Here is a 26,244-nt window from a genome sequence, read left to right as displayed (position 1 = left end):
TCAGGGATTATACTTGCATCAGAGTTTTTATCATAACTGAATATATCTTCGTTTCTTATCCAGAGAGGTGGAGGGACTGGCCCGATGAAACTTCGGCAACAGGCTTTTCAAGTACTGTGCCAATTCCAGCAAGCGAAATGCTTGAAAGATGAGAAAAGAAGTGAGTTTCATTCATGAACCTCTTCTTTTTTCAAAGAAGGGGTTTTTTATTTAGTCAAATTGGATACGACACAGAAAAATGAATCGAAAGCGGGGAGAAGATAATGGGAAAACAAATTATTTTGAATGCGTTTGAAATGACAAGTGCGATGCATAATTCTCATGGGCTGTGGAAACATCCGGAAAGCAAAAGACAGAGACGTTACAAGGAACTTGATTATTGGATTGAAATGGCTAAGTTGTTAGAACGGGGTAAGTTTGACGCAGTCTTTTTTGCCGATGTACTGGGAGTCTATGATACATATAAACAAAGCAAGGAACCGTCCATACGTGATGGTATGCAAATTCCTTTAATTGACGCTGCACTTGTCATACCGGTTATGGCAAGCGTGACAAAACATTTATCGTTTGCCTTTACGGTTAGTACGACATATGAACCTCCTTTTGCCCATGCAAGACGTTTTTCCACTTTGGACCATTTGACGCAAGGAAGAATCGCGTGGAATGTTGTTACTTCCTATCTGCCTAATGCAGCAAGGAATTTCGGTCTGCAGGAGATGATTAGACATGACCGGCGTTATGATATTGCGGATGAGTATTTGGAAGTTTGTTATAAATTATGGGAATCAAGCTGGGAAGATGGGGCTGTAATTGAGGATGTTAAGAAAGGTGTTTTGATAGACCCTTCAAAAGTCCATGAAATCAACCATTCAGGAGAATTTTTTCATGTGGAAGGCCCGCATTTAAGTGAACCTTCTTTGCAGCGTACGCCTGTTCTATATCAGGCCGGGGTATCCGAACGGGGAAGGGAATGTGCTGCAAAGCATGCGGAATGTGTATTTGTTGGAGGGCCAACACCTGAGAGGATCAGGTTCTATACAGAGGATATTAAAAAACGTGCCGAAAAATATGGCCGGAACCCTGACAATATTAAAGTGTTTTCTTTCCTTACAGTAATTGTGGGCGAAACAACTGAGGAAGCGGAACGAAAATATCAGGAATTAAACCGCCTTTGGAGCCCGGATGCTGCAAAAGCGCAATTTGGCGGGGCGAGCGGTTATGATTTGTCGCGGTATGAAAAATCAGATTTGGATCAGCCTTTTGAATTTAAACCGACAGAACACGGACATTATAAAGCAGCATCCTTGACAAAGGATGCATCGAAAAAACTAAAAGTCGGTGAAGCACTTTCCAGGCTCGAAAATATTGACCGGGAGCAAGTTATCGTCGGAAATCCAACGGAAGTAGCAGACGCCATCCAATATCAATTTGAAGCATCCGGTGTTGACGGATTTAACCTTAACCACCTTGTTACACCAGGAAGCCTGGAGGATTTTATCGGTTTAGTCGTGCCAATCCTGCAAAAGCGCGGCCTTTACAAAACAGAATATAAACATGGTACATTAAGGGAAAAACTTTTTGACCATGGAAGCAGTTTATTGCCCGAAGATCATCCTGGCAGCCAATATAGAGGGACCTATTCTACTGTTAAAAACTAAACGGCAAAGAAACAAAATAATTGTGCAGGCAAAAAGAATAACCTCTTCAACATGTGTAGGATTGCCCATCCCCGCATGTTGAAGAGGCTCTCTCAAACATTAGCAGGGATCTAGTTTAAAATTATTGCAACCGCTTTCAAAAGTTGTGGAAGCCGGATGTAACCAGAATCATTTTGGTATGAATCGAACCGCTCGTTCTTTTTTCGGTGCATGTTTGTACGCTTTTGAAAGGCCGTTTTTCGCTATATCAGCTTTATTGACTTCTTTTAATGGCACTTTTACAACAACTTCAGAAGAAAATGGAAAATGAGAAAGGATCACTTTTTCTTTTTCAGCCCATTCGAGCGTGATTTTTTCATGATTAAAAAATGAAAACCGTTGACTGAATCCTTTAGAAAACCATTCCGCATCAGAATGCTGTACCATCGGTTCATACATACAAATGTATAAAGACAGATCATCGCAAAAGCGAAGGATTTGTAAATGAAATTTGATCATTTCCTGTGCGGAGTTATCGGTTAGATTCAAATCATTGATAAGTCTATGCTGCCTTTCGTATTCGGAGTATAAAAAAGCCGGTACGGCATCGTCTTGAATCATTTCAAACAAGGTTGTATATTGTAAACTGCACAATAATGCAGCATATTTATTTTTGCTCTCTACCTCGTCAATACCTTTTTTATAAAAAACAAATCTAGGGGTTAACGGGAAATCACGGAAGGAGAAGGGCAGCTGCTTTTCGTCATTCCAAAATGGTGTTTCATCAAGATCGATCCATCCCCGGTCATGTTCAAAAACAGCAAGCTCAACATCTTCTTTTCGATCCAATGCAATAAAATATTCGTTCCGCCAAGCTTTTGCAAATTTACCTGAAACTCTTGCATGATCATCCTGAGTCACCATGACAAAATCACTTTCTCTTTCATAGACAATCATGTGATACCCCCTTCTTTTATTTACGTATTGTCAAAAATTTTTAGATAAAATTTGGATAATTTATTGATATTTAAGGTTTTATAAACAAAAAACTTGCCACCCCCATTGTTTTAGGGTATTAGTGAGGTAACCACACACACACCAATCCTAAAACAAGGAAGTGACAAGTTGTTACCTCAATTATTAACCTATTTGCTTGAATATATCAAGCACCAAGATCAAATGATTCGAACATTACTTACTCTTCTAATTGGAAAAAACATGTTTGATAAGCCAACAGAAAAGCCTGTAAATAAGCCTTATCAAAAACTTCAGGTGGATGAGCTACCGATTATTGAAACTCTACAAAAGCTTGATTATCAAATTCTTCTCACAGAATATTTGGAGAAGAACGGGAAACCTCTCAAACCTGTTCAGAGGCGTTCCCATTCAAAAGGTAAGGTACCTTCATCCATGAAATGTCCAAGGTGTGGTGCTCCGTCCGATTATCTTTATGCCAATAACGGAGGCAAAGGACAGTATCAATGTAAGGTGTGTGCGTGTCTGTTTAATAAAAAGAACCAATATGCCAAAGAGGCTGTACTCAAATGCCCACACTGTTCTAAAACACTCGAGAAGATCAAGGAAAGAAAAGATTTTCTCGTATTTAAGTGCAAAAACAATGACTGTCCGTATTACAAAAAGAAACTGCAAGGAATGTCTAAAAAAGAGAAAAAGCAGTTCGAAAAGGATCCTCAGTCTTTTAAAGTTCGATACATATTCCGTCAGTTTCAAATTGATTATCAGCCGTTAGCTAAACATTCACCTAAGAAGCCAAAAGTGGATTTGTCCAGGCTTCATGTGTCACCGCATACATTAGGACTCATTTTAACTTACCATGTTAACTATGGCCTATCAGCTCGGAAAACAGCTGCACTGATGAAGGATGTTCACGGTGTAAACATCTCTCACCAGAGTATATTGAATTACGAAAACAGCGTAGCACTGATGCTCAAACCTTATGTGGATCATTATCCTTATGAGCTCTCTGATCAATTCTGCGGAGACGAAACATACATAAAGGTGAATGGCCGTTGGCATTATCTTTTTTTCTTTTTTGATGCGGTAAAGAAGATTATTCTGTCCTACCCTGTTTCTCCAAATCGTGATACGGTGTCTGCCATCCGTGCGATTGATGAGGTCTTATGGAAGATGAAAGAGATCCCGGAAGACCTCACCTTTGTCGTAGATGGCAATCCAATTTACCTTTTAGCACAACACTTTTTTGCCCAACACGGTATTACATTTGATGTGAAGCAGGTCATTGGACTAACCAACGAAGACCTGGTTTCCACGGAATACAGACCGCTAAAACAAATCATTGAAAGACTGAATCGAACATTTAAGGGCAATTACAGATCGACACACGGATTTGGATCCGATCACGGATCCGTTTCTTATGTGACCTTGTTTGTAGCTTACTTTAACTTCTTGCGGCCACATTCAGCCCTAGAAGGCAAAGTGCCTGTAGTTATTCCAGAACTAAAAGAACTGCCGAATATGCCTGCACGTTGGACAAAACTGATTGGTTTAGCTCAACAATGGCTAGTAGAGCAAACTGCCTAACTTTTTGTTTAGCAGAGCCCTTACCAGCATCGGCGAAGCGAACTCTTGACAAACCGAACCAGTCAATGGTTTAAAATGGGAATTGGCAAGGGCTTCTTTGGTGTGCCTTCTTTTTGTTCCCTTCGCCCTTGTTGGTTCAAAATTAAACCATTGACGTGTTTGTCAAGAGCGATTGCGGCGGCATTTTCTCTATTTTCGGTAGAACACATCCTTCCAATACTGAGTTTTCATAGAACTTTTGACACTACCTTTATTTATAATTATTCTATGCCGCAGCAGCGTATTCCTGTTCATCAATATAAGAAAGTTCTTGTTTCATAGAATGTAAGTCTACTCTTATTCTATAGTGAAAATGACTATTGAAAGGCAATTTTGTTGAATTGTGTCAGATGGAATTGTAAAATGAGAGCAAAATTTAAAATATTAAGATTATGCAAAAACTGACAATTTTAATTAACGGAATTCCCTAATTGAAATGCTGAAAGGTTGTTATACATCAAATTGATTGGAGATGTTCTCAATGGAAAACTTAAAAAATCAAGTAAGAGTTGCCGTTGTACAAGCGGCGCCAGTTATTATGGACCTTTATAAAACGATTGAAAAAGTCCGATTGTTAACCGCTGATGCCGCCAAGAAGGGAGCAAAATTAGTTTTATTTCCGGAAGCGTATATTCCGGCCTATCCGAGAGGAATGACATTTGGAACGGTGGTAGGGAGCCGGTCGAAAAAAGGACGGGAAGATTGGTATCGGTATTGGGAAAATTCGATCTTCGTTCCTAGTAAAGAAACGGAAATATTAGGTTCCATTGCGAAAGATAACAGCGTGTATCTCGTTATTGGAGTGATTGAAAAAGAACAATTATCCGGAACCCTTTATTGCACGGTGCTTTATTTCAGTCCAGACGGTAATCTGTTAGGAAAACATCGTAAACTTAAACCGACTGCATCAGAAAGAATTATATGGGGAGAGGGAGATGGAAGCACGCTTCCTGTATTTGATACCTCAATAGGCAAAATGGGCGGTTTGATCTGTTGGGAGAATTATATGCCGCTTGCCCGGATGGCAATGTACAGCAAGGGTGTTGAAATCTATCTTATGCCTACAGCTGATGAAAGAGAAGTTTGGCAATCCACGATTCGGCATATCGCCCTGGAAGGCAGATGTTTCGTTTTGTCATGCAATCAATTTGTGACAAAAGATATGTACCCGACAGATTTGGCCTGCTATGATGAACTGGAGTCAGAACCGGAAATCATGTGCAACGGAGGAAGTGCTATTATCGGTCCGCTCGGTGAATATATCGTCGGACCGGTATACGGAAAAGAAGACATTCTTATTGCGGATTTAGATCTAAAAGACATTGTTAAAAGCCGTTTCGATTTTGATGTGAATGGTCATTATTCTCGGCCTGATGTCTTTCAGCTGACAATAAATGAAGCCGGAAAGACAAATGTTACATGGGAATAATCGAACAAAATAACTGGCCCCTATTTCTTTTTTACCAATTCAAAATTTTTTAAAAAATTATATTGACAGTATTGTAGGCCATGGTATAAATTAATATCAAATAAAAGTTAATGAACCGAATGGGATTACTCCCCATTATGACATCATGTTTTGTTTCCAAGTTTAATATTCTCGTATGTTTTCTTATCAAGAGAGGTGGAGGGACTGGCCCGGTGAAGCCTCGGCAACAGACTTTAAAGTACTGTGCCAATTCCAGCAAGCGACAGCTTGAAAGATAAGAAGAGCAAAAAGATTGTATTCTTTCGCCTCTTCTTATCCAAGAAGAGGTTTTATTTTTGAAAATAAAACCGACTATTTATATTGGATATCATAGGATTAATGAAGTAAATCAATCAGAAATTTGTTGCTATTGGTGCCCGGAAAAAAATATCATTCAGTCCGTGATGGGTTGAAAATAACCAAAAATGGAGGAATGTTTCATGGCAACGATTTTACAGGAAGCAATCAAAAAGAGGAAAGGTTTTCTAATTTCGTTCTTGGTTAACTCAGGCCGCTATATTGGAGATCTTCATTATTTGAATAGGCTGACTTTATCGGAACTTGAGAAAGAATACCGTGATTTAATGAAAAATGGTTGAAATTAGACTTGCAAGTATCAAAAATATCTTACCAAGGGGGCTGCTATGAAACAATTAGATGAAGAGAAAATCAAATATATACTGTCATCGCTGGACAAACTGGAGTATGGCTGCGTGGTGATCACCGTACACGATAGTGAAATTACGCAAATCGATATTACCGAAAAGAAACGGTTTCCTCTTGCGAAAAATAAGAAGCTTGAAGTAAAGAAATAAGAAATGATTTTTCAAAATTTATCAAATAAGGAGTGGAGTTTTTTTGGCAAAAGCAGTTATAATTTCAGGGGCAACTTCAGTAAATTCAAGATTAAACGGGATCGAAAATGAAGTTTTAGCTTTTTTAACCCGTGAGCGGATTGAGTTTGAGCAAATCAAAGTCCGTGAGTTGCCTCCGGAAGATTTAATTTACGGAAAATTCGATAGTCCTGAAATCGCAATAGCCAATAAGAAGGTAGAAAGTGCCGACGCTGTCATCGTGTTAACACCTGTTTATAAGGCATCTTTTACGGGAGTGTTAAAAACATATTTAGACTTGCTTCCGCAAAAAGGTTTTGCAAATAAAATCATATTGCCTCTCGTTATTGGCGGAACGTTCGGACATCTTCTCGTGATTGATTATGCATTAAAACCGGTCTTGTCTGCTTTGGGAGCAACGACCATTTTGAATGGTGTATACACGCTTGATTCCCAAGTTGAACGGATTGAAGATAATCAGTATGAGTTAGATTCTGAAGCTAACGAAAGACTTCAAAAAGCGTTAACCGACTTTGCCGAACACCTTCGCGAATAAAGCAGATTATATTTTATTTGGACCCGCAAATTTCTGAATCTTGCCACAAATCAATTCGTTGAATAAATTTCTCCTGCGAATTCTGGTTTAAAAAAGGGCTGACTCCCATTGGAGGGGTCTTGCCCTTTACAAATCTATATGCTAATATCTCTTCTTTCGAAAAAGACGAACGTAATAATGATGAATACGATATAGTATACTGCCAGAATTCCTAAAGATTCCGGCAAAGTGATATCGTGAAGGATTTTATCCTGAACTGCATATATAGTTAAATCGAGGTGAGGGAAGATTAAAAACTTTGTCCATTCGTATTTTTCGGCTAGTACAACGATATACGCACCTACTGTGGTGGAAAAAAATAGAACAAAAATCCCGATACCTACTGCAAGTGCCTGGCTCTTAAACAGTGTTGAGAGCATGAATGCAATGGTTGTAATGATGAATAAACCAGGCAGATCATAAAGCATTTTTAAGAAGAATTGGGTGCCGACAACAGCTTCTTTCTGCCCATCGACGCTCATTTCAAAAATTTTTGCATGAAAATCACCGTTGCCAAATAAAATCAACCCTGCCAAATACCCTGACATGATCAACGCCAGAACAAGCAACAGAGAGTAGATTAGTACAGCAATATATTTGGACAGTAGAATTGCCCATCTTTTGTGCGGTCTGATCAACAATTGCTTAATCGTTCCATCAGTAAATTCAGCAGATACATTGGAACTGCATACAATAACCGCAAATAACGTGACAAGGGAGCTGATTCCTGTTACGACGCTATTCATGTAATGCCAGTTGCTTTTAGCATTCGGATTAACATTTTTATCCAAATATTGTTGATTTTGCTTGATTTGATCTTGGATCCAGTCTTTCTCTTCGTCAGGAGCACTTTCTAATTGTTTTTCAAGTTGCTGTATCTCTGCCTCAATTTCTTTCCGCCAATTTTCCTTTGGCTCGGGACCTACCTTTTGATAAATGATTCCTCCGACTATACAAGCAGCCAGGATGATAATCATATAAATCCAGCTTGCTTTTTTTGAGAAAATTTTCATCAGCTCATTCCGAAGTAAACCGGTCATACAGGTACCTCCTTGTTCTCTTTATTTGTAATTTCTAAGAAACGGTCTTCGAGAGTAGCCTTTTTACTGCTTATCTCATATACCTTTATTTGATTGGTGACAAGCAATTCATTGGCTTTTGCAACTTCCTCCCGTTGAAGGGCAAGGCTGAATTTTTGATCATTCAAATCCTTAAATTCTTTGTCCAGCCCATGTTCTTTTAAGATCGATACCGCTTTTACCGGATCACTTATATCAAAAATAAACTCCTGAGCAGTTTTTTCTGCTTCCTCTGTCTCATTCATTTTGGAAATATGTATCAACTTTCCTTTTTCAATAATCGCAAAACGGTCACACATCAACTGCATTTCAGAAAGTAAATGGGATGAAACTAAAACAGACATTCCTTCGCTGGCAAGTGTACGAAGATATTCCCTGAACTCCCTGATACCTTGAGGATCGAGCCCGTTAGTAGGTTCGTCTAAAATGAGTATTGACGGATTGTGCAAGAGAGCCTGAGCCACTCCCAAGCGCTGACGCATTCCGAGAGAGTATGTTTTTACTTTTTGATGAATGGATTGTTCAAGTCCAACCAGTTTGATCACTTCTTGGATCCGGGATTCAGGAATTTTTCTTTTTGCCATATTGACATAATGGCGCAAGTTTTTATAACCGCTAATATATTTATAGAATTCCGGATTTTCAACGATCGCACCAATCTCGCTCATGGCCGAGGTAAAATCATCATCGAGACTATAGCCGTTAATGACGACATTTCCTTTTGTCCGGTTGATTAAACTGACGATCATGCGGATAATCGTCGTTTTCCCTGCGCCATTTGGACCAAGCAGACCAAATACTTCTCCTTTCTCAATGGCAAAACTAACATCATCCACAATCAGCTTTTTTCCAATTCTTTTTGTTAATGATCGGACTTCAAGTGCATATTGAGACATAATTCTCCCTCTTTCTTTTTTTGGCTAAATATTCCTCCAACAAATAATACGAAAAAAAAGAGAAAAAAGTTGCGAAAATTGCAAAAAAAAAAAATTTATCGTAAAAAACGTAGGTAATTCTCACAATCTTATATTCGTGCCGGAGCTGTTGGAAAAAGGTGTTCTATTAATTAATATTGTGATGCTAAATTAGAGGTAACAATAAAATCGGGGCTGACCTTTTGTTTTTGAGGCAGCCCCATTTCTTCAATCAATGTCGTGAAATACATTTACCCTTGAAACTTTTGCTTATAATGAGACAAAGCGAGCAAAGAGAAAATGTAGCGGTAGCTGTGGTAGTGCATGTAGAATCCTCCTGCCATTCCCTGTCCTTGCGGGTAAGAACTGGTTCAATCGTTTTTATCGAAAGCCTCAAGTAAAAATCGGACTCCCGATTGAATTTCCGGTGTTGGCTGGTCCGCAGCGGCTATGAGCGCATCGATCGCCCAAGCGGTATGGGTCAATGTGCTTGCCCTGAGAGGAATGTACGTATTCTTGATATCGCTGTTGCAAGACTCTCCCCAGCCGCCATCATGATTTTGGATTTTATGTAGCCAGTTGGCAGCTTTTTGAATAGAAGGGTGATAGGTGGAAACACCTGATGCAATCAGGCCGGTTATCGCCGCCCACGTCCCGTATATATAACAAATTCCCCATCGTCCATACCAGGAACCATCCATTTCCTGATGTTTGATGAGCCAGTTAACACCTTTTTTAATTGATGGATGATTTTTCGATAAATTCGTGTATGCCCCGAAAAATTCTAAAGTTCTGCCGGTTAGATCTGCAGTACTGGGGTCAGTGAGCAGAAATTTTCCTCCTTCAATCGGAAGGAAGGTCAATATTTTTTTGTCAACGTTTTTTTCAAAAGCAGGCCAGCCGCCGTCATCATTTTGCATTGAGAAAAGCCAATGAATCCCTCTGTCCCAAGCTTGATGATAAAGGGGTTCTTGATGAACAATTTTTGAAATGGCTCTTAATGATGAAGTCGTATCATCTATATCGGGGTTGATCGTATTGATGTCTGAAAATCCCCATCCTCCAGGCAAACTCCATGGACTATGGACCGTCCAATCCCCATATTTAGAGTGCTGGCGTTCCAGTAAATAACGGTTTGCATTGGCAACAACCGGTTCAGAAGGGGAAATGCCTGCTTTCTGCAGGGCGCAGCTGATTAATGACGTATTCCAGACCGTTGATGTTGTATACTGCATGTGGGTATGGCCGTTAATTTTGCATTTCATCGCTTTTAATCCGCTGACAGCTCTTATGATGACCGGATCTCTTTTTGAGTAACCGAGCGAAAGCAAGGCAAAAATCATCAAGAACGTGGAACTGAAATAACTGTTGAAGGTGCCGTCCGGTTCAATCCGGTCAAGCATATATTGTTTCGTCCGTTCGATGGAGAGCGAGTGAATATGCATCGGAAAACCGATCAATTTTTTTATTCCCTCTTCTAAAACAGAAAAAATGGACTTCCATTCAGATGAATTTCTCCAATAAAAGAAATCATCTGCTTTTGAATGGAACAAATCTGTAAGATTCGGGCTCCTCTTCGTTTTTTTGCTGTATTTTTTGTCAGCTAAAATCAGAATGGGAGCAAGATTAGCTCGCCCAAAGACGGAGAAATCAAAGAAGTTGGCCGGGAAGGAAAGTGGAAAAAGCACGATTTCAACCGGTATTGGAAAAAATGGCGGCCATGGGTATTGGCCGGTTAGGACAAGCATGATTTTTGTAAACATATGGGACTTTTCAATGCCGCCTTTTGATAAAATAAACCGTTTTGCCGCCCGAAGCCTTTTGTCCTCCTTTTTATAATAGCCTGAATAAAGAAGCGAATAATAGGCTTCTGCGGTTGCGGATAAATTTCCATCCTCTTCATCGTGAAAGAGCTTCCATGCGCCATTTTCCTCTTGTCTGCTTATAATTCTCTCGCTTAAGTCACGGATCAAATCTTCATCATTTATTTCCAGCGTCCTTAATAAAATGATCATATAAGCATCTGTCGAAATCACTGTCTCAAACGGGTAATGCCAGGAACCGTCCGGAGCCTGGTCATTTATTAACGTCTCAACAATTCGGCCTATCCCGGCATCAATGTCAAGTTTTATCAAAATTCACCCAACTCCCTTTTTGATATTCATACTTATCTATACATTTTTTGGCGGGAAAAAAGAATTCAATGGGGGAGGCGAACAACGATTTTTTTTCTGAAAAACATTTGGAAAAAACCGCAAATTTCAGAAAATCTGAAAGAAATTAAAGAATGTTTAATAAAAAAGAGTAAGGCTAAAAAATCCAATTCATGTTTATCGAAGGATGAACTGCTGCTCTTGCATCAAATCCGGATAAAAACAAATGAATGGAACTTGAACAATGTAACAAGAACGAAGGCGTACCTTGACTTTTACCGCAAGTTTCCTGAGATTCACTGGGCATTCCTCGGACATATGGTTTCAAGAAACGGGGGATGGAACATGACTGATTTAAGGGGGGAGCTGCTTTCTAGACTTCTAAATGAAAAGACTAAGAAAGACTTCTTTGCGTTTTTGGAAAGAGGAAACTGGCTGATTTTTCAAGATGCCTATCCGCAATTCTTGGTATATGAAGAATCCATGAAACGAAATCAAAATCTTTTTTATTTGCTGCCTTTTTTAAATATATCCATGTTTATGGAGGTGATGTGGGATTACTTTTGGCATACACGGGACTGCTATCTTTTAGCAATCGCCCTTGTTATTAATGAACAAAGCTATTTAGAAAAACGGATCGTCCTGAATCCTTTTTATAAGGATAAGGTTTTTCATACGCCCGAGTTCATCCTTCAAGATCTTCTTTCTTTTACTCATATATTATTTCCGTTTGAGGGCAAGATGACCGGAAAAACTGCATTTATCGGACAGACCCTGCATCATTTCGGTTCTTTAAACGAACGGATCTTGCTCGGTAAACGGCTGTACCGATTGCTTTTTTACAATAAGAACCAATTGGAAAAAGTCATAAGCTGGGCGGTCAGCCACCCTCATACCGGTTCCCGCAAAGATTATTGGCCGGACGTTTTCAATGACATAAATGAAGGTTTGCCGGACGTTGGATTTACACGCCGGTTAAAGAATTGTCAATTACGGAAAGGAGCGCTCCGGTTATATAGCCCGAGACTCGAGTATGCATGGAAAAATGTTGACCATCCGGACGCTGAGTCCGGAGATTGGTTTCAAGATTGGAGAGTCATAGAATATTTGCAAGACCAAGACGAAAAAAATTGATGGAGAGATCACTCATGAATATTGCGAAACACTTAAAAAACTCGAACTTGCCGCACTCGCCAAGAAAACGATCTTTAAGTAATAAACTTTTATCCTATTTTCCTTCAATCGTGTTTGCATCTTTGGCAGGGACTTATTTAGACCTTTATTTTGTAGGGAAAAATCTATATGAGTTTCCCGTCCGGCCTTTGGCTGATATTTTTTTGATAAATATTGCCTTTACATTGATTGGACTCCCAATTATGACGGGGACTTTTCTTTATATTGCTAAAAGAATAGAAAGATGGAGAAGATGGGGAGTAATGGTTGTTGCAAGTGCTGCCGCATCTGCGGGCGAAAGGCTGTCTGAACAAATCGGTTTCTTTCTTCATTCTGAAGAATGGAACCATATGTATTCTTTCTTCGGTTATTTTCTGTTTTTGGCGATGATTTGGAATGTTTTTAAATGGACGAATTCCGGCAGTGCCAAAAAAAAGTTTTAATCTATTTTATGCACTCTGTTAGTTTTATAGTTTATGCAATTTCTTGTAGACAAACATATTCTGAAAAGATTGATGGGACTATCATCATAATTTGAAATAATTTACGAGCATAAAAAAGGAGGCTGTCTCATAAGGGTCTGACCCCATGCGCATTTATCAATATATAGCACATTTATCCAATATTATGTCCTATATATTGTGTTATGGGGTCTGACCCTTGGTCTTTTGAGACAGCCTCAAATAGTTGGGGGTCAAAACCTATGAATGGATTAACCACTCTAATTGTACCATTTTCACAATTTTCATTCAATATAGTAAAGCATAAAAGTGTTAAAGTATTGAAGACAAGACAAAAAGTAAGGAAATCGATTATAAGCCCGGTACGCACCATCTATAGCCGGGAAAAATACATAAACCTCGTAGTTAAAATCAATCATCTTCCGCGGAGAAATCAAAACAGCGAAATTTGACATTTTTTTATTTTAAGAAGGGAACGGGATAAGGATAAGAATTTTTTTGTTGGCTTTGAATATTTATTAATGAAGCGGACATGCATGTAAAAAAATTTTTTTTAATGCTTGAACTAAATGAAAAAAAGTAAGGTGATTATTATCATTCAACAATTTGCGGCAATCTTTATTGGAAGCATGTTAATAGGTTTGGGCATTAATGGTTTTTTGGTTCCCCACCATTTATTAGATGGAGGAATTGTTGGCATTGCATTAATTCTTCATTATTACTTCAATGTTCAAACAGGGCTTTGTATGATTGTTTTAAGCATACCTCTTTGCTTATCTGCATGGTTTTTGAACCGGAATTATTTTTTCAGCAGCTTTCATGGATTGATGGTTTCCTCCTTTTTTATTGACTGGCTCTCACCATTACAAACTCAATTTCCACTGCCTATTCTAGTAAGTTCCATACTGGGCGGAGCGATTAATGGCATTGGGTTTGGGATTATGCTACGTTATGAAACAAGTACAGCCGGGACTGATTTATTAGCACAAATTCTATCGAAAACTTTTTCTGTTAATATTGGTGTTATAATTTTTTTGATAGATGGACTTGTTGCGGTAATTGGATTTCAAGCATTGGGGTTTAAAAGTTTTTTCTTTTCATGTTTAACGATTATTACAGTTGGTATAGTAACATCAATGATAGTAAGAAATGATCATCGGTCATTTTATTTTTAAAAGAGGGCTTTACGGCTCTTTTCTTTTTGTTTATTATAAGACGGTATTGATGTTATTGAAGACAATAAACTTGCTTGAGTGAAAAAACAATTAAAATTTTCAGAATAGTTATTGAATTGCTAATTCAAATATGGTAGCTTGATAGTATTATCTAAAAATGAAGTATAAACTTCATAATAAATTACAATAAAGCTGAACCTTCACCAGGAGAAAAAGATGAACATACAAGATATCATACAACAAAAGTACAACCAGTTATCAAAAGGACAGCAAAAGGTTGCTAAATATTTAATTGAAAATCCTAAAGACTTTGCAGTAAAGAATGCCCAGGAGATAGGGTTTCAGGCAGGGGTCAGTGAATCTACCGTTATCCGGTTCTGTTACGCTATTCAACTGTCCGGATTTTCGGAACTGCAAAAAATTATTCGTAAACAACTATTATTCAAAGAAAGCAGTCTTGGTCAATTCTTTTCAGAAAAATTGGAATGGGTGGACAAGCCTCATTTTTTTGCGAAGGTGATGGAAAGGGACCGCAAACATATTCAAGATACGATCAAAACCATAAGCGAAAACGATTTTGAACTAGCAATCGAAAAATTGACACAGGCGGAACACGTTTTTGTTTCAGGATTAAGGACGTCGTTTACAGCTGCGCATTGGTTCGCTTTCACACTAGGATTGGCACGTGAAAACGTCAAGCTCATCAGAAAGGAAACAGATGATATTTTCTCGACCATTGCAAGTATGAACGAAAATTCGCTTCTGGTATCCATTTCCTTCCATCGATATTTAAAGGAAACGCTTAAGGTAGCCGAAATGGCGAAGGAGCAAGGGGCATATGTGATTGGGATTACCGATTCACCGCTTGCTCCGATTCGGGAGTTTGCTGAACTTGTTTTTCCGATTTATCGATCAAACAGATCCACAATTGATGCCGCTCCTGCATTGATGTCTTTTATTAATGCCTTGGTTGCCGGCGTGACGGTCCGAAATCCGGACCGGTTTAAAAAAAGGAAAGAGAATTATGAAAAATTAAATGGAGAATCTTTTTTTTATTATAGTGATTCTTAGGGGAGTAAGAAAATGAAAGAGTATCTGCAAGAATTAAAACCAATTATTTATCCGGTATTTGAGTATTTACACAGCAATCCTGAAGTCAGCTGGCAGGAATATAAGACAACAGAATTTATTCGTGCATTATTGGAGGAAAAAGGTTTTAGGGTAGTAACATTTATTGATTGCCCAGGCCTCGTTGTTGAGGTAGGCAGCGGGGATGTTTGTGTTGGATTAAGAACGGATATGGATGCACTTTGGCAGGAAGTAAACGGAACTTTTCAGGCAAACCATTCGTGCGGGCATGATGCTCATATGACTATTGTGATTGGAGTAATGCTTCTTTTGCAAAAAATAGGTTTTCCTTCAAACGGGAAACTGAAGTTTATTTTCCAGCCTGCTGAAGAGAAGGGAACAGGTGCGTTAAAACTGATTGAAAAAGGCGTTATGGACGATGTTGATTATTTATATGGCGTTCATCTTCGACCGGAACAGGAAATAGGCGACGGTGAAGCATGTCCTGCCATTTACCATGGCGCCGCCAAATTTATAGAAGGGGTGATCATCGGGGAGGATGCCCACGGGGCGCGGCCGCACCTCGGTCAGAATTCGATCGAAATCGGTGCTTCGCTTGTAAATGAAATGAAGAGCATATATTTGGATCCGATGGTTCCATACTCGGCGAAGATGACGAAATTTCATGCGGGAGGCGACTCCAGCAATATTATTCCCGGCAAAGCCTCTTTTAGTATCGATTTGCGGGCACAGACGAACAAAGCATTGGAAGTACTGACGGAAAAAATCGAGAAAATTGCAAAAGCCGTTTCATGCTTGTATGGAGTTGAAATCCGGCTTGAAACGAAGGGATCAGTAGCCGCTGCAGAAGTGCACGAGGAAGCAATTCAAAATATGAAAAAAGCGATTCTCGATACTATCGGTGAACAAAATTTGAAAGAACCGGCAGTTACGTCCGGCGGGGAGGATTTCCATTTTTATTCACTAAAAAAACCGCACTTGAAAGCGACAATGCTCGGATTAGGCTGCGGATTATTTCCCGGACTCCACCACCCAAATATGACGTTTAATCGGGAAGCTATATTTACAGGCATTGAGATTCTTACGAAAACGATCATCAATACATTTGAAGTGCAGAGTGTAGGACATCAAAATGCTGTCAGCTGTTGAAATCAAGGTATTAAAGAGCAGTGATGAACTGCAGCAAGTTCAAGTGCTTGAAAAAGAAGTTTGGAACACAGAACCGATTCCACTTCACCAAACGATCACAGCTTCACAAAATGGGGGCCTTTTACTTGGAGCTTTTATCGATGGCAACATCGTCGGATTCAGTTACAGTTTTCCTGGATTTCGCGGCGGAAAAAGCTATTTGTGTTCCCATATGCTCGGTATACATCCCGATTATCAAGATCAAGGAATCGGTGCGATGCTGAAAGCAAAACAAAAGCAAGTAGCAAGTGATATGGGGTATGATTTAATTACATGGACGTATGATCCGCTTGAGAGCAGGAACGCTTATTTAAATCTAACGAAACTGCGTGCTGTCTGTTCAACCTATGTTGAAAATTGCTACGGTGAAATGCAAGACAGCTTAAACAGCGGGCTTCCGAGCGACCGTTTTAAAGTTGAATGGTGGATCAATAGCTCTCATGCCTCAGAACCTCAAGCGATTAAAATTACAGATGCACGGCATATATTTCAATGGGATATGACGGACCTCTCTTTACCGAAACTAGAGGATTTTATGATCGGATTATCCGCTGTTCGAGAAAACAATCAACCGTTATATGTGCCTGTTCCTTCAAATTTTCAGGCTCTAAAAAGTAAGGATGATAAACTGGCGATTGACTGGCGTTTCAAGACAAGGAAAATTTTTCAAACCTTATTTTCTTCCGGATATGCTGCTGTTTCACTTGTTAAAGGTGAAACAGCAGCTGTTAACTATTATTTGCTCATAAAACGGGAATCATTGGATCTGGACTAATCGAACAAGGTGATCGAAATGAAACTAACAAAGATAATTTTACGCCATCTGAAAATGAGAATGAAATCCCCGTTTACAACAAGTTTCGGATCGTTTCAGGATAAAGAATTTCTTTTGCTCGAAGCCATTGATGATAATGGGCTGAGCGGCTGGGGTGAATCGGTTGCATTTCATATACCCTGGTATAATGAAGAAACGGTAAAAACGAACTGGCATATGCTTGAGGATTTTTTAATTCCGGCAATACTGAATAAAGAAATCAGCCATCCTGATGAAGTTTCGGACATTTTTTCATACATACGGAAAAATAATATGGCAAAATCAACTGTTGAAGGAGCAGTCTGGGACTTATATGCAAAGGAAAAGGGAATTTCACTTGCCGCTGCACTCGGAGGACAAAAAGAAGAAATTGAGGCCGGAATCTCGATCGGCATCCAGGAAACAGTGGAGGACCTTCTTCGTTTAATTGATGGATATGCTAATGAAGGCTATAAACGGATGAAAATTAAGATCAAGCCGGGATGGGATGTTAAAGTACTAAGAGAAATTCGGAAACGCTTCCCGGAAGTTCCGCTAATGGCAGATGCCAATTCAGCCTATACCCTTGAAGATATTGATCTTTTAAAGGCGCTGGATGAATTTGACTTAATGATGATTGAGCAGCCTTTGGCTTCGGATGATATTGTCGACCATGCCCGGCTGCAAAAAGAGATTAAAACTCCGGTCTGTCTGGATGAAAGCATTCATTCTTATGAGGATGCAAGGAAAGCAATTGAATTGGGAAGCTGCAAAATTATTAATATTAAAATAGGGCGTGTCGGCGGTTTGACCGAATCAAAAAGGATTCACAATCTTTGCCGGGAACACGGACTTCCCGTTTGGTGCGGCGGCATGCTTGAATCCGGAATAGGCAGGGCACATAATATTGCATTAACAACGCTGGATAATTTTATTCTGCCGGGTGATACAGCCGGCTCTTCAAGATATTGGGAACGTGATATAATTGAACCTGAGGTTGTTGTAGAGAACGGCTGGATTAAGGTTCCCGACAAACCGGGTATCGGATACGAGCCAAATTATGACACAATTAAAGAATTTACCGTTTTCGAGAAATCTTTTACATGATATGAGCTTTGGTTTCCTGTTCACTTAATGAGTGAACAGGATTTTTTGTTGGATAAAATATCAACGTTTTCGCTCTATTTTTTTGAAAAAATTTGCGAAAAAAGGATTGACGAAAAGAAATATTTCTGATAGGATTCACAATAAGAAATTAAACCCTACTATTTAAGTAGGAAATATAAGAAATATCGGAATAATTCCATGCTGATTGGACAACCAAAGGCGCCTGTGTTTACCCACAAGGCGTCTTATGTTTTTTTGGGAGGTGAAATGTGTATTGGTACTTGCAAATGCTGCCAAAGCAGAAGTGATGTTGTTCGCTGATGAACTTAAGAACACATTATCTTTTTCGGACACACTAACGCCGAATGTTCGCGAATGCACTTCTTGTACGCTTTTTCATGAAATCACTGTAAAATTCTATTCAACTCAACATTTCGATGTATCAGAATGAATCGCTGCCGATTGGACAACCAAAGGCGCCTGTGTTTACTCACAAGGCGTCTTTTGCCTTTTATCAGGCAAAAGTGTTTCCGCCTAAAAATTTGACGCAATATTAAGGGGGAATACTTTATGTTAAAAGATATTTACAGAAATCCAGTCGTACTGACGGACAGTTACAATCCGTCTCATCACAGGCTCAAAATAAATGGAGATTGGGAAATTAGCCATATTTACAATCGCAAAGCAGGCATGATCTTGTACGGGTTAAGGGAAATCGTCAATTCGATATTATCTATCCAAATTACGAAGGAGCATGTCATAGAAGCGGAAAGTCATGCCAAAAGGATGGGGATGGTCTTCCCAACCGAACTCTTTATGCGTGTCGTAGAAGAATGCAATGGATATGCGCCTATCTCGATTGAAACACTTCCGGAAGGGACCTGGTGCCCGGTTGGCACGCCTTTTGCTCAAATTCGCAACACCATTGAAGGATTCGGTGAACTCGTAACATGGTGGGAAGCAAACTATCTGCATGGGTATTTTCCAAGCAATTGCGCAACGGAAGCCTTTCACATCCGGAAATATTTAAAGGAGAAAAAAGAACTCTACGGATTCGATGATTCATTTTTCTGGCGGGTCCATAGCTATGGATTCCGGGCACATCGCAGTTTGGAAGATGCGTATTGGGCTGGTACGGCTTGGAATCTTACGCTGCACGAAACCGATGATTTTCATACTTGCATACACACCCCGCATGCGGTGATTGGAGGAGTATCGGCACAGTCTCACAAAGTCACCCAGCAGTTCGATAACGAGTTTGACAGCTTTATTCACGCGATCGATGTCACCCATAAAGATGGTTTAAAGTTTGTAGCATTGTTGATCGACACATACGATGCTTACCGAGTTATCCATGAATACCTGCCATCATTGGGAAGATACGCAAGAGAAAAAGGCATCAAAATTGCCATGCGGCCGGATAGCGGAGATGTCATAGATCAGGCAATCGAAATCTACAAGGTAGCTAAGGCGAATGACCTTCTAGATACAGTCAGCGCTTTTATCGGAGATGGAATGTCCTTTGAGGTGATGAAAAAATATGACGCAATTCTTGAGGAACACGGCATCCCACTCAACTTTGTCGCCTATGGAATTGGCTCCGGATTCTATCAGCATATGACTCGCGACACATTAAGCTGGGCAATGAAAACTGCTTACAGCAACGGTAAAGACCGCATGAAATTTGGAATGGAGCCAATCAAACGAAGCATTCCGGGCGAAGTGAAAGTAGTAAACATTTCAGGTGACCTTGTTGTTGAAACAGTAAATGAAAGTGAACGCAAAAGCTTGTATGAAGTCATTTATCACCATAATGGTACTGGAACTCCAACGATCAAAATTGCAAACGAGGAACATTGGAAACAGGTTCAAGAAAGGGTTCTTAAGCAGGATGCCCATCAAAAACGAATCATCTTGTCGAAGGCAATCCAAGAGAAAATCGACAAGTTTGCGGAACAATACCTTGCAAAGAGTTATTCAAGTTGAACAATGTTTTAATAAAGTATTGCAATTTGGAATTTGAGCAGAAAACTTCGAGCGCTCTGTGCCAAAATCTGCAGGAGTTTGGCTCAGGGCGCACAAAAAAAGGAGGATATCAGTTGGCTGAGATAAATTTCCGCTCACAATATGGGATTATTCCGGCACTCGATTTAGAGTCGGTTGATGCCATTCGCCGCGTGGTGGAAGAAACGTGCGAAGTTGAAGGAGTGGTGGGATATAAACTTGGTATTGCCGGGGCACTCCGATTGGGACTGGCCAACGCCGTACAGTCAATCCGTGAGATCACCGATTTGCCAATTTTATACGACCACCAGAAAGCGGGGCTGGACATTCCGGATATGGCCAAAAAGTTCTGTGCAATCTGCCGGGAGGCCGGTGTGGACGCACTCGTGTTGTTTCCGTTGGCGGGACCAACGGCTGTTGAAGAGTTTGTTGTACATACCCAGCGTCAAGGGTTATGCCCGATTGTCGGCGGTGATTTTCCGATGACTGAGTACAAATTTAGCGGCGGCGGATATGTAACCGATGACGGGCCGATCAGAATATTAGAGCATGCAGTAAAGCTGGGAGCAAATCATTTTATCATACCAAGCACAAATCTGAATGGGATCAGACGAGTGAATGAGATTCTGTCTGCTTCGGACCGCAAGCCTGCTTTATTTATGACAGGAATCGGTTCAATGGGAGGAAGCATCACCGATGCGTTTGCAGCAGCGCCGGGGTGTTCGTGCTATGCCATTACAGGCCGGGCAGTGTATGCGAGCGACAATCCAAAAGAGGCGGCAAAAATTCTTGGTGCAGAGGCTTTAAACTTTGCATTGCTGAAAAAATAAAGGAGGACCTTAAATATGACAGTGGAAAATAAAATTTCGAGTAATATAAAGCTTGATTTTTCTAAACTGAACGGTCTTGTTCCTGCCGTGCTGCAGCATGCAGAAACAAAAGAAGTATTGATGGTTGGTTTTATGGATGAGGAAGCATGGGAACAAACCGTAGAGACTGGACTAGTAACCTTGTTTCGGCGCACCCTTGGCCGAGTACAAGTCAAAGGCGAGGAAGATGGGAAGTTTGTAAGCGTCCGGCGCATCGTTGCGGATTGTGACGATGATACAATATTATTAGAAGTTGTACCGGAATCGCCTGTTTGTCATTACGGATATCAAAGTTGTTTTATTAAAGAGTTTATACCTAAAAATGAAAAAACCGAGTGAAGGAATGAATGAAGAAACCTGCGAAAAATACGCTAGAATACAGGTGTATATTATTGCAATCTACTAAAAAACCATGTAATATTCCATATTAATAAAGAGCCTCCCGCAAATAGTGGGAGGTTTTAATTGTAACGATTTGGTTAATTTCTGTAAAATAGCTTCTAATTATCTTGGTTGCTGATAAAATAGATATTGAGATGTAATGTACAAAAGATATAAATTGCAAATTTAAGAGCTACAAGTCAAATACACTTGCCGACTCACTGCGTTCTTTTGTAAGGTGATTAGAAGATATGGATATTTGGATGCTTGTATAATCGAAATGGTAAAATAAGTAAGATAGCCATTTCAAATAATATATATACAGGGAGAGGAATTATGTCTTATAAAATTGTATTTTTCGATATTGACGGCACATTAGTCAATGAAGAATCAAGAATACCCAAAGACACAATAGAGGCAATAAAGAAGCTGAAAGAACGGAACGTCGTAGTTTGCTTTGCAACCGGAAGAGCACCATTTCATTTTAAAAATATCGCCGAAGAACTGGGGATTGATTCCTATGTAAGTTTCAACGGTGCTTATGTTGTCCATAAAGGAAAAGTCATCTATGAACATCCGATTCATTCATCCAGTTTGGAATTATTGGAGAATCATGCACGTCAACTCAACCACCCAATAGTCTATTTAGGCCATGAAGAATGCTATGCAAATGCAGACAATCATCCCCATATTGTTGAATCTTTCCAGTCTGTCAAGGTAGAGGTTCCAGTTTATCATCCGCATTATTGGAAGGAAGCAAAGATCTTCCAAGCTTTACTTTATTGCCAGGAACATGAAGAGCATTTTTATCAAGGGAAATTTCCCGACCTTACTTTTATTCGCTGGCACCGTTTGTCGATGGATGTTCTTCCGTCAGACGGATCAAAGGCAATAGGAATCGAGGTCATGCTTCAGCATCTTAACCTGTCACCTGACGATGCAGTAGCATTTGGGGACGGACTAAATGATAAAGAGATGCTCTCTTATGTCGGAATGGGAATTGCCATGGGAAATGCCCACGAAGAATTAAAACCTTTTGCTAAGTTTACCACCAAGCATATTAATGATGGCGGCATACGACATGGTCTCCAAGAGCTTCAGCTGATTTAATATTAATTTATCATGCTTATAAACTTGTCTAGTAAAGTATGAAAAAATAGAATTTTTTACAGCGGCCTTTTCTCGATACTCCATCGGGGAAAGGCCGTTTAGTTTTTCTTGAAAAAGACTGTGATTGTATAAATGAATAACAATTCAATCACCTGAAAAGCCTGTTTGCATCTTTCTTGGGTGAACTAAATACAGTTTATCTGTTACGAGATGAATTAAAAAATCCTGTCCTGTCAAAACTGATAGATAATTTACTGTTTGAACTGCAGAAAGGGGAGGCTTGAATGGATAACCGTACAAAAGATAAGGAAGCAGCCGCTTATGATGAAAGATTAAAAGGAACGTTTGTAAGTGTTTTTGTTATTGGTGCTTCCATTTTACTGTCATGGCTGATTGTTTTTTATCTCTATATCAATAAAGTTTAGAAGGAAGGAGAAGAAGCATGCTGCATATGCCTAAATACGAAAAGATCTGGCTGGCCATCGGAGTAGGGGCCTTGGCCGTTTTTCTCATTGTCACGGGGTTCATGGGTGTCTCGATGGGGCTTAACCCGCCTAACGGCATGGAAACGACAATGAAATCGGAAAACGTGGAAACGACTGAACCATTTAACAGTCCCGGACTGGAGAAAATCGGACCGAATGAATATAGAGCGACGATCCTCTCCTACACATTTGGCTATAATCCTAATACCATTACTGTTCCTAAAGGGGCTACAGTCCATTTTCAGATCACAAGCAAGGATGTTGTCCACGGCTTCATAATACCAGGCACAACAACCAACTTGATGCTCCTGCCGGGACATGTTGTGGAATATACACAGAGATTCAACGAGCCGGGAGAGTTCCTGTTTGTGTGCCATGAGTATTGCGGAATAGCCCACCAGGAGATGTACGGAAGAGTCATTGTGAAAGATACGGTGTAGGAAAGGGGAATGAAACATGAATACGAACTTTACTGCCGCTGAAACTGGCGAACGTAACAACGCTTTTACCAATTTCAGATTTGAAAAGAAGGATTCCAATCTAATTCTAGCGCATATCGGATTTTCTTTTTTCGCAGTTTTTCTTGGTGCGCTTGCCGGATTGCTGCAGGTCATGCAGCGAAGCGGCTGGATTCAATTACCGAACTGGCTGACTTATTATCAATTGCTTACAGCACATGGCGTGCTGCTTGCACTAGTTTTTACAACGTTTTTCATTGTTGGTTATCTATATTCAGGGGTTGCGCGCACGCTTGACGGTAAACTTACGACTGCTTCAAGGATACTTGGCTGGATCGGATTTTACTTGATGGCTGTTGGAACCATTATGGCCACAATTACGATTCTAACGAATGAGAGTACAGTGCTGTATACGTTTTATGCGCCAATGAAAGCCTCACCGTGGTTTTATATAGGTACTGCACTGCTGATCGTGGGAAGCTGGTTTAGCGCTTTCGGAATATTTGCAGCATACATTCGCTGGCGAAAAAATCATAAAAACCAATCATCTCCGTTATTTGCTTATATGGCTGTGGCTACGATGATTTTGTGGCTTCACGCCAGTCTGTTTGTCGCCATTGAAGTCGTTTTCCTGCTTATACCGTGGTCATTCGGAATCGTTGATCGGGTGGATGTCAGCTTGAGCCGGGCATTATTCTGGTATTTTGGCCATGCACTCGTCTACTTCTGGCTGCTGCCAGCTTATATTTATTGGTACGTCAACATTCCTCAGGTTGTCGGCGGTAAAATTTTCAGCAACTCTCTTCCAAGGCTGACCTTTATCCTGTTTATTTTGTTCTCGGTTCCGGTCGGTTTCCATCACCAATTGAACGAACCGGGAATTGATTCATTCTGGAAATTCCTTCAGGTCGTTTTGACGATGATGGTTGTCATTCCGTCCCTGATGACGGCATTCTCGATTTTGGCCACATTTGAACTGGCTGGAAGATCCCGCGGCGGAAAAGGACTGTTCGGATGGGTGAGAAAACTGCCTTGGAAGGATGCCCGTTTTTTCACTGCCGTAATGGGCATGATCATCTTCATACCAGCTGGGGCCGGAGGTATTATTAATGCGAGTTATCAGCTGAACCAGATGGTGCATAATACGTGGTTTATCACAGGCCATTTCCATCTGACGCTCGCATCTACAGTATTATTGACATTCTTTGCTATTTCTTACTGGCTGATTCCAGTCTTGACCGGACGGGTTTTCACGAAGCAATTGAACATGCTTGCCATCATCCAGGCAGTCCTGTGGGCAATCGGCATGTTCTTGATGGCGGGGATCATGCATATTGTCGGGCTCCTTGGTGCACCTCGGCGCACCAGTTACTCCACTTACGGCGAACATGAACTTGCCCTTACATGGATTTCTTACAACCAGGTAATCGCTGCAGGAGGCGCCATTCTGTTTCTGGCTATTGTCCTGGTACTGTATATCTGGATTAATTTGCTGTTCTTTGCACCGAAATCCGAAAAAACAATCGAATACCCTGTTGGCGTTGTCAATGAACAGGCGGAACATCCACCGCGGATCTTGGAAAGATGGTCGTTCTGGATCGGTGTCTCCATCGCCCTTTCCGGGATAGCGTATGCCATTCCGATTTATCATCTCATCATGCATGCTCCGCCCGGATCACTGCCGTACCGGACCTGGTGAAAGAGGGGATGGTGTCTAAAAACCTGATTTTGGTCAAATGCAAAAAAAGAGGCTGATTCAACATCAAAGGGTCAGCCCCCTCCAATACAATCTATATAAAAAATATTCTATATATTGTTATAGCCGGTGGGAGTCAGTTTCCTCATGAGTCAGCCCTTTTGTGAAGGATATCCTAATAAAACACATGTTACTGAAACTAGTGGTCTGACCTGCAAATCTTGCATGACTGAAAGAATATAAATCCTAGCAAAACATTTGACTCGTTTTTAATCTATTAATAGTGGTAAAATTACATTGGCTGGAGAGTATACTCCAGTTTTTTCTGCTTTGCCCAAATTATAGCGGGTAAAGGTTTAAAACTCTTTAGTTATTCCAAAAATTAAGAACAGTTGTGAACAAGGAGGTAATCGTATTGAACATACTCGAGACCATCAAATCTCGCCGCATTATTAAAAAATTTAAGCCTGATCCGATCGATCATCAAAAGATCGTCACATGGCTTCAGGCTGCAAGCATGGCACCAAATCACAGAATGACGGAACCATGGGAAATTATTTTTATCGGACCGGAAACGAGAGCAAAGTTAAACCATAAAACAAATTTCGGAAATGCACCAGTTCTTATGGCTGTTTTATCTAAGCATGGCGCATCAGAAGCAGAGAGAGAGGAAAATGCAGCCGCAACCGCCTGCTTTGTTCAAAACTTTATGCTCGCTGCATGGTCTGATGGAGTCGGAACTTTTTGGTCTTCGATCGGAGCAAGCCCAAAAAACCGGGAAATTCTCGGTGTTCCCGATGATTATGATGTGATTGGTGTTTTCGGTGTCGGCTATCCGGAAGAAGTGCCGGACGCAAAGCCCCGGACTCCGATTGAAACGAAAATAAAGCATCTTCCTTAATTTTTTGGTTGTTCGTTACACGTGCAATATCGCACATATGGTAAAAAAGGAGCCGGCGATTAGGATTGCTTGGC

24 protein-coding genes, 3 pseudogenes and 2 riboswitches are annotated in these 26,244 nt (G+C 40.3%); of the genes and pseudogenes, 22 read left to right on the top strand and 5 right to left on the bottom strand.

Annotated features, from left to right (window positions below; translation table 11 throughout):
* The first annotated feature begins 52 nt into the window (after positions 1 to 52).
* Positions 53 to 155: riboswitch (SAM riboswitch) on the top strand.
* Positions 156 to 263: 108 nt separating this feature from the next.
* On the top strand, positions 264 to 1,658 hold the full coding sequence (locus PB1_RS11250; RefSeq protein WP_004436611.1) for an LLM class flavin-dependent oxidoreductase: 1,395 nt from the start codon (positions 264 to 266) through the stop codon (positions 1,656 to 1,658).
* 168 nt (positions 1,659 to 1,826) lie between these two features.
* Here PB1_RS11250 and PB1_RS11245 read toward each other — a convergent pair whose 3' ends face one another.
* The gene (locus PB1_RS11245; RefSeq protein WP_004436609.1) at positions 1,827 to 2,594 is read right to left on the bottom strand and encodes a DUF3891 family protein; all 768 of its coding nucleotides are present in this window, start codon (positions 2,592 to 2,594) and stop codon (positions 1,827 to 1,829) included.
* Between the two features lie 168 nt (positions 2,595 to 2,762).
* On the opposite strand from PB1_RS11245, the gene PB1_RS11240 reads away from it, so the two are divergent.
* From PB1_RS11240 to ssuE, 5 genes are all read left to right on the top strand, one after another.
* Positions 2,763 to 4,199: a DDE-type integrase/transposase/recombinase gene (locus PB1_RS11240; RefSeq protein ID WP_003350502.1), complete on the top strand. Its 1,437-nt coding sequence runs from the start codon at positions 2,763 to 2,765 to the stop codon at positions 4,197 to 4,199.
* Between the two features lie 520 nt (positions 4,200 to 4,719).
* Positions 4,720 to 5,667: a carbon-nitrogen hydrolase family protein gene (locus PB1_RS11235; RefSeq protein WP_004436607.1), complete on the top strand. Its 948-nt coding sequence runs from the start codon at positions 4,720 to 4,722 to the stop codon at positions 5,665 to 5,667.
* A gap of 180 nt (positions 5,668 to 5,847) precedes the next feature.
* Positions 5,848 to 5,948, top strand: a riboswitch (SAM riboswitch).
* A 198-nt stretch (positions 5,949 to 6,146) separates the two neighbouring features.
* Positions 6,147 to 6,305, top strand: coding sequence for a Fur-regulated basic protein FbpA (locus PB1_RS17055; protein WP_004436605.1), 159 nt, complete (start codon positions 6,147 to 6,149; stop codon positions 6,303 to 6,305).
* Between the two features lie 45 nt (positions 6,306 to 6,350).
* The gene (locus PB1_RS17050; protein ID WP_004436603.1) at positions 6,351 to 6,521 is read left to right on the top strand and encodes a YezD family protein; all 171 of its coding nucleotides are present in this window, start codon (positions 6,351 to 6,353) and stop codon (positions 6,519 to 6,521) included.
* Positions 6,522 to 6,564: 43 nt separating this feature from the next.
* A complete protein-coding gene (gene ssuE / locus PB1_RS11230) occupies positions 6,565 to 7,095 on the top strand; it encodes an NADPH-dependent FMN reductase (RefSeq protein ID WP_004436600.1) in 531 nt (176 codons plus the stop codon).
* 134 nt (positions 7,096 to 7,229) lie between these two features.
* On the opposite strand, the gene PB1_RS11225 is transcribed toward ssuE, so the two are convergent.
* The 3 genes and pseudogenes from PB1_RS11225 to shc all read right to left on the bottom strand — a co-directional run bounded on the left by PB1_RS11225 (position 7,230) and on the right by shc (position 11,259).
* On the bottom strand, positions 7,230 to 8,174 hold the full coding sequence (locus PB1_RS11225) for an ABC transporter permease (RefSeq protein ID WP_004436599.1): 945 nt from the start codon (positions 8,172 to 8,174) through the stop codon (positions 7,230 to 7,232).
* Entirely contained in the window at positions 8,171 to 9,109 is a 939-nt protein-coding gene (locus PB1_RS11220) for an ABC transporter ATP-binding protein (protein ID WP_004436597.1), read from the bottom strand. Before PB1_RS11220 ends, PB1_RS11225 begins: the two co-directional genes overlap by 4 nt.
* Before the next feature lie 269 nt (positions 9,110 to 9,378).
* Positions 9,379 to 11,259 (bottom strand): annotated as a pseudogene (gene shc, locus PB1_RS11215) (squalene--hopene cyclase).
* Positions 11,260 to 11,367: 108 nt separating this feature from the next.
* Between shc and PB1_RS11210 the strand changes: the two are divergent.
* From PB1_RS11210 to PB1_RS11155, 12 genes and pseudogenes are all read left to right on the top strand, one after another.
* Positions 11,368 to 12,496 (top strand): annotated as a pseudogene (locus PB1_RS11210) (DUF2515 domain-containing protein).
* Positions 12,429 to 12,896, top strand: a complete 468-nt coding sequence (locus tag PB1_RS11205; RefSeq protein ID WP_004436593.1) for a CBO0543 family protein — start codon at positions 12,429 to 12,431, stop codon at positions 12,894 to 12,896. The pseudogene PB1_RS11210 and the gene PB1_RS11205 overlap by 68 nt, the downstream one beginning before the upstream one ends.
* A 587-nt stretch (positions 12,897 to 13,483) precedes the next feature.
* Positions 13,484 to 14,089, top strand: a complete 606-nt coding sequence (locus tag PB1_RS11195) for a YitT family protein (RefSeq protein ID WP_155816429.1) — start codon at positions 13,484 to 13,486, stop codon at positions 14,087 to 14,089.
* 216 nt (positions 14,090 to 14,305) lie between these two features.
* Positions 14,306 to 15,160, top strand: coding sequence for a MurR/RpiR family transcriptional regulator (locus tag PB1_RS11190; RefSeq protein ID WP_004436587.1), 855 nt, complete (start codon positions 14,306 to 14,308; stop codon positions 15,158 to 15,160).
* 12 nt (positions 15,161 to 15,172) lie between these two features.
* A complete protein-coding gene (locus PB1_RS11185; protein ID WP_004436585.1) occupies positions 15,173 to 16,327 on the top strand; it encodes a M20 peptidase aminoacylase family protein in 1,155 nt (384 codons plus the stop codon).
* Entirely contained in the window at positions 16,311 to 17,141 is an 831-nt protein-coding gene (locus PB1_RS11180) for a GNAT family N-acetyltransferase (RefSeq protein ID WP_004436583.1), read from the top strand. Before PB1_RS11185 ends, PB1_RS11180 begins: the two co-directional genes overlap by 17 nt.
* 18 nt (positions 17,142 to 17,159) lie before the next feature.
* Positions 17,160 to 18,266, top strand: coding sequence for an o-succinylbenzoate synthase (menC, locus tag PB1_RS11175; protein ID WP_004436581.1), 1,107 nt, complete (start codon positions 17,160 to 17,162; stop codon positions 18,264 to 18,266).
* Between the two features lie 274 nt (positions 18,267 to 18,540).
* Positions 18,541 to 18,717 (top strand): hypothetical protein, encoded by a 177-nt coding sequence (locus tag PB1_RS17525; protein WP_004436579.1) that lies wholly within the window; start codon positions 18,541 to 18,543, stop codon positions 18,715 to 18,717.
* A 119-nt stretch (positions 18,718 to 18,836) separates the two neighbouring features.
* Entirely contained in the window at positions 18,837 to 20,252 is a 1,416-nt protein-coding gene (locus PB1_RS11170; protein ID WP_004436576.1) for a nicotinamide phosphoribosyltransferase domain-containing protein, read from the top strand.
* Between the two features lie 113 nt (positions 20,253 to 20,365).
* The gene (locus PB1_RS11165; protein WP_034645573.1) at positions 20,366 to 21,100 is read left to right on the top strand and encodes an orotidine 5'-phosphate decarboxylase / HUMPS family protein; all 735 of its coding nucleotides are present in this window, start codon (positions 20,366 to 20,368) and stop codon (positions 21,098 to 21,100) included.
* Between the two features lie 15 nt (positions 21,101 to 21,115).
* Entirely contained in the window at positions 21,116 to 21,478 is a 363-nt protein-coding gene (locus PB1_RS11160) for a phosphoribosyl-AMP cyclohydrolase (RefSeq protein WP_004436572.1), read from the top strand.
* 378 nt (positions 21,479 to 21,856) lie between these two features.
* Complete coding sequence (locus PB1_RS11155) at positions 21,857 to 22,630, top strand: Cof-type HAD-IIB family hydrolase (protein WP_004436570.1); 774 nt, start codon at positions 21,857 to 21,859, stop codon at positions 22,628 to 22,630.
* 60 nt (positions 22,631 to 22,690) lie between these two features.
* Here PB1_RS11155 and PB1_RS18595 read toward each other — a convergent pair.
* Positions 22,691 to 22,858, bottom strand: a pseudogene (locus tag PB1_RS18595) (IS3-like element ISBth8 family transposase); the annotation flags it as partial.
* Positions 22,859 to 22,914: 56 nt separating this feature from the next.
* Here PB1_RS18595 and PB1_RS17045 point away from each other — a divergent pair.
* From PB1_RS17045 to PB1_RS11140, 4 genes are all read left to right on the top strand, one after another.
* Complete coding sequence (locus PB1_RS17045; protein ID WP_004436568.1) at positions 22,915 to 23,055, top strand: cytochrome c oxidase subunit 2A; 141 nt, start codon at positions 22,915 to 22,917, stop codon at positions 23,053 to 23,055.
* 17 nt (positions 23,056 to 23,072) lie between these two features.
* Positions 23,073 to 23,555 carry a cytochrome c oxidase subunit II gene (locus tag PB1_RS11150; protein WP_004436566.1) on the top strand — a complete coding sequence of 161 codons (483 nt, stop codon included), beginning with the start codon at positions 23,073 to 23,075 and terminating at the stop codon, positions 23,553 to 23,555.
* 16 nt (positions 23,556 to 23,571) lie between these two features.
* Entirely contained in the window at positions 23,572 to 25,272 is a 1,701-nt protein-coding gene (locus PB1_RS11145; RefSeq protein ID WP_004436565.1) for a b(o/a)3-type cytochrome-c oxidase subunit 1, read from the top strand.
* Between the two features lie 412 nt (positions 25,273 to 25,684).
* Positions 25,685 to 26,170 (top strand): nitroreductase family protein, encoded by a 486-nt coding sequence (locus PB1_RS11140; protein ID WP_004436563.1) that lies wholly within the window; start codon positions 25,685 to 25,687, stop codon positions 26,168 to 26,170.
* The last annotated feature ends 74 nt before the right edge of the window (positions 26,171 to 26,244 follow it).

Source organism: Bacillus methanolicus PB1, from assembly GCF_000262755.1.
Classification (GTDB): Bacteria; Bacillota; Bacilli; order Bacillales; family Cytobacillaceae; genus Bacillus_Z; species Bacillus_Z methanolicus.
This window is presented reverse-complemented; position numbering and strand designations above follow the sequence as displayed.

What these genes read in the sequence shown, in the direction of transcription:
- PB1_RS11250 (WP_004436611.1), top strand. Translation starts at nt 264, where the DNA reads ATGGGAAAACAAATTATTTTGAATGCGTTTGAAATGACAAGTGCGATG.
- PB1_RS11195 (WP_155816429.1), top strand. Translation starts at nt 13,484, where the DNA reads ATGAAAAAAAGTAAGGTGATTATTATCATTCAACAATTTGCGGCAATC.
- PB1_RS11180 (WP_004436583.1), top strand. Translation starts at nt 16,311, where the DNA reads ATGCTGTCAGCTGTTGAAATCAAGGTATTAAAGAGCAGTGATGAACTG.
- PB1_RS11225 (WP_004436599.1), bottom strand. Translation starts at nt 8,174, where the DNA reads ATGACCGGTTTACTTCGGAATGAGCTGATGAAAATTTTCTCAAAAAAA.
- menC (WP_004436581.1), top strand. Translation starts at nt 17,160, where the DNA reads ATGAAACTAACAAAGATAATTTTACGCCATCTGAAAATGAGAATGAAA.
- PB1_RS11245 (WP_004436609.1), bottom strand. Translation starts at nt 2,594, where the DNA reads ATGATTGTCTATGAAAGAGAAAGTGATTTTGTCATGGTGACTCAGGAT.
- PB1_RS11155 (WP_004436570.1), top strand. Translation starts at nt 21,857, where the DNA reads ATGTCTTATAAAATTGTATTTTTCGATATTGACGGCACATTAGTCAAT.
- PB1_RS17055 (WP_004436605.1), top strand. Translation starts at nt 6,147, where the DNA reads ATGGCAACGATTTTACAGGAAGCAATCAAAAAGAGGAAAGGTTTTCTA.
- PB1_RS11145 (WP_004436565.1), top strand. Translation starts at nt 23,572, where the DNA reads ATGAATACGAACTTTACTGCCGCTGAAACTGGCGAACGTAACAACGCT.
- PB1_RS11150 (WP_004436566.1), top strand. Translation starts at nt 23,073, where the DNA reads ATGCTGCATATGCCTAAATACGAAAAGATCTGGCTGGCCATCGGAGTA.
- PB1_RS11205 (WP_004436593.1), top strand. Translation starts at nt 12,429, where the DNA reads ATGAATATTGCGAAACACTTAAAAAACTCGAACTTGCCGCACTCGCCA.
- PB1_RS11190 (WP_004436587.1), top strand. Translation starts at nt 14,306, where the DNA reads ATGAACATACAAGATATCATACAACAAAAGTACAACCAGTTATCAAAA.
- PB1_RS17050 (WP_004436603.1), top strand. Translation starts at nt 6,351, where the DNA reads ATGAAACAATTAGATGAAGAGAAAATCAAATATATACTGTCATCGCTG.
- PB1_RS11170 (WP_004436576.1), top strand. Translation starts at nt 18,837, where the DNA reads ATGTTAAAAGATATTTACAGAAATCCAGTCGTACTGACGGACAGTTAC.
- PB1_RS11235 (WP_004436607.1), top strand. Translation starts at nt 4,720, where the DNA reads ATGGAAAACTTAAAAAATCAAGTAAGAGTTGCCGTTGTACAAGCGGCG.
- PB1_RS11160 (WP_004436572.1), top strand. Translation starts at nt 21,116, where the DNA reads ATGACAGTGGAAAATAAAATTTCGAGTAATATAAAGCTTGATTTTTCT.
- PB1_RS17045 (WP_004436568.1), top strand. Translation starts at nt 22,915, where the DNA reads ATGGATAACCGTACAAAAGATAAGGAAGCAGCCGCTTATGATGAAAGA.
- PB1_RS11185 (WP_004436585.1), top strand. Translation starts at nt 15,173, where the DNA reads ATGAAAGAGTATCTGCAAGAATTAAAACCAATTATTTATCCGGTATTT.
- PB1_RS11220 (WP_004436597.1), bottom strand. Translation starts at nt 9,109, where the DNA reads ATGTCTCAATATGCACTTGAAGTCCGATCATTAACAAAAAGAATTGGA.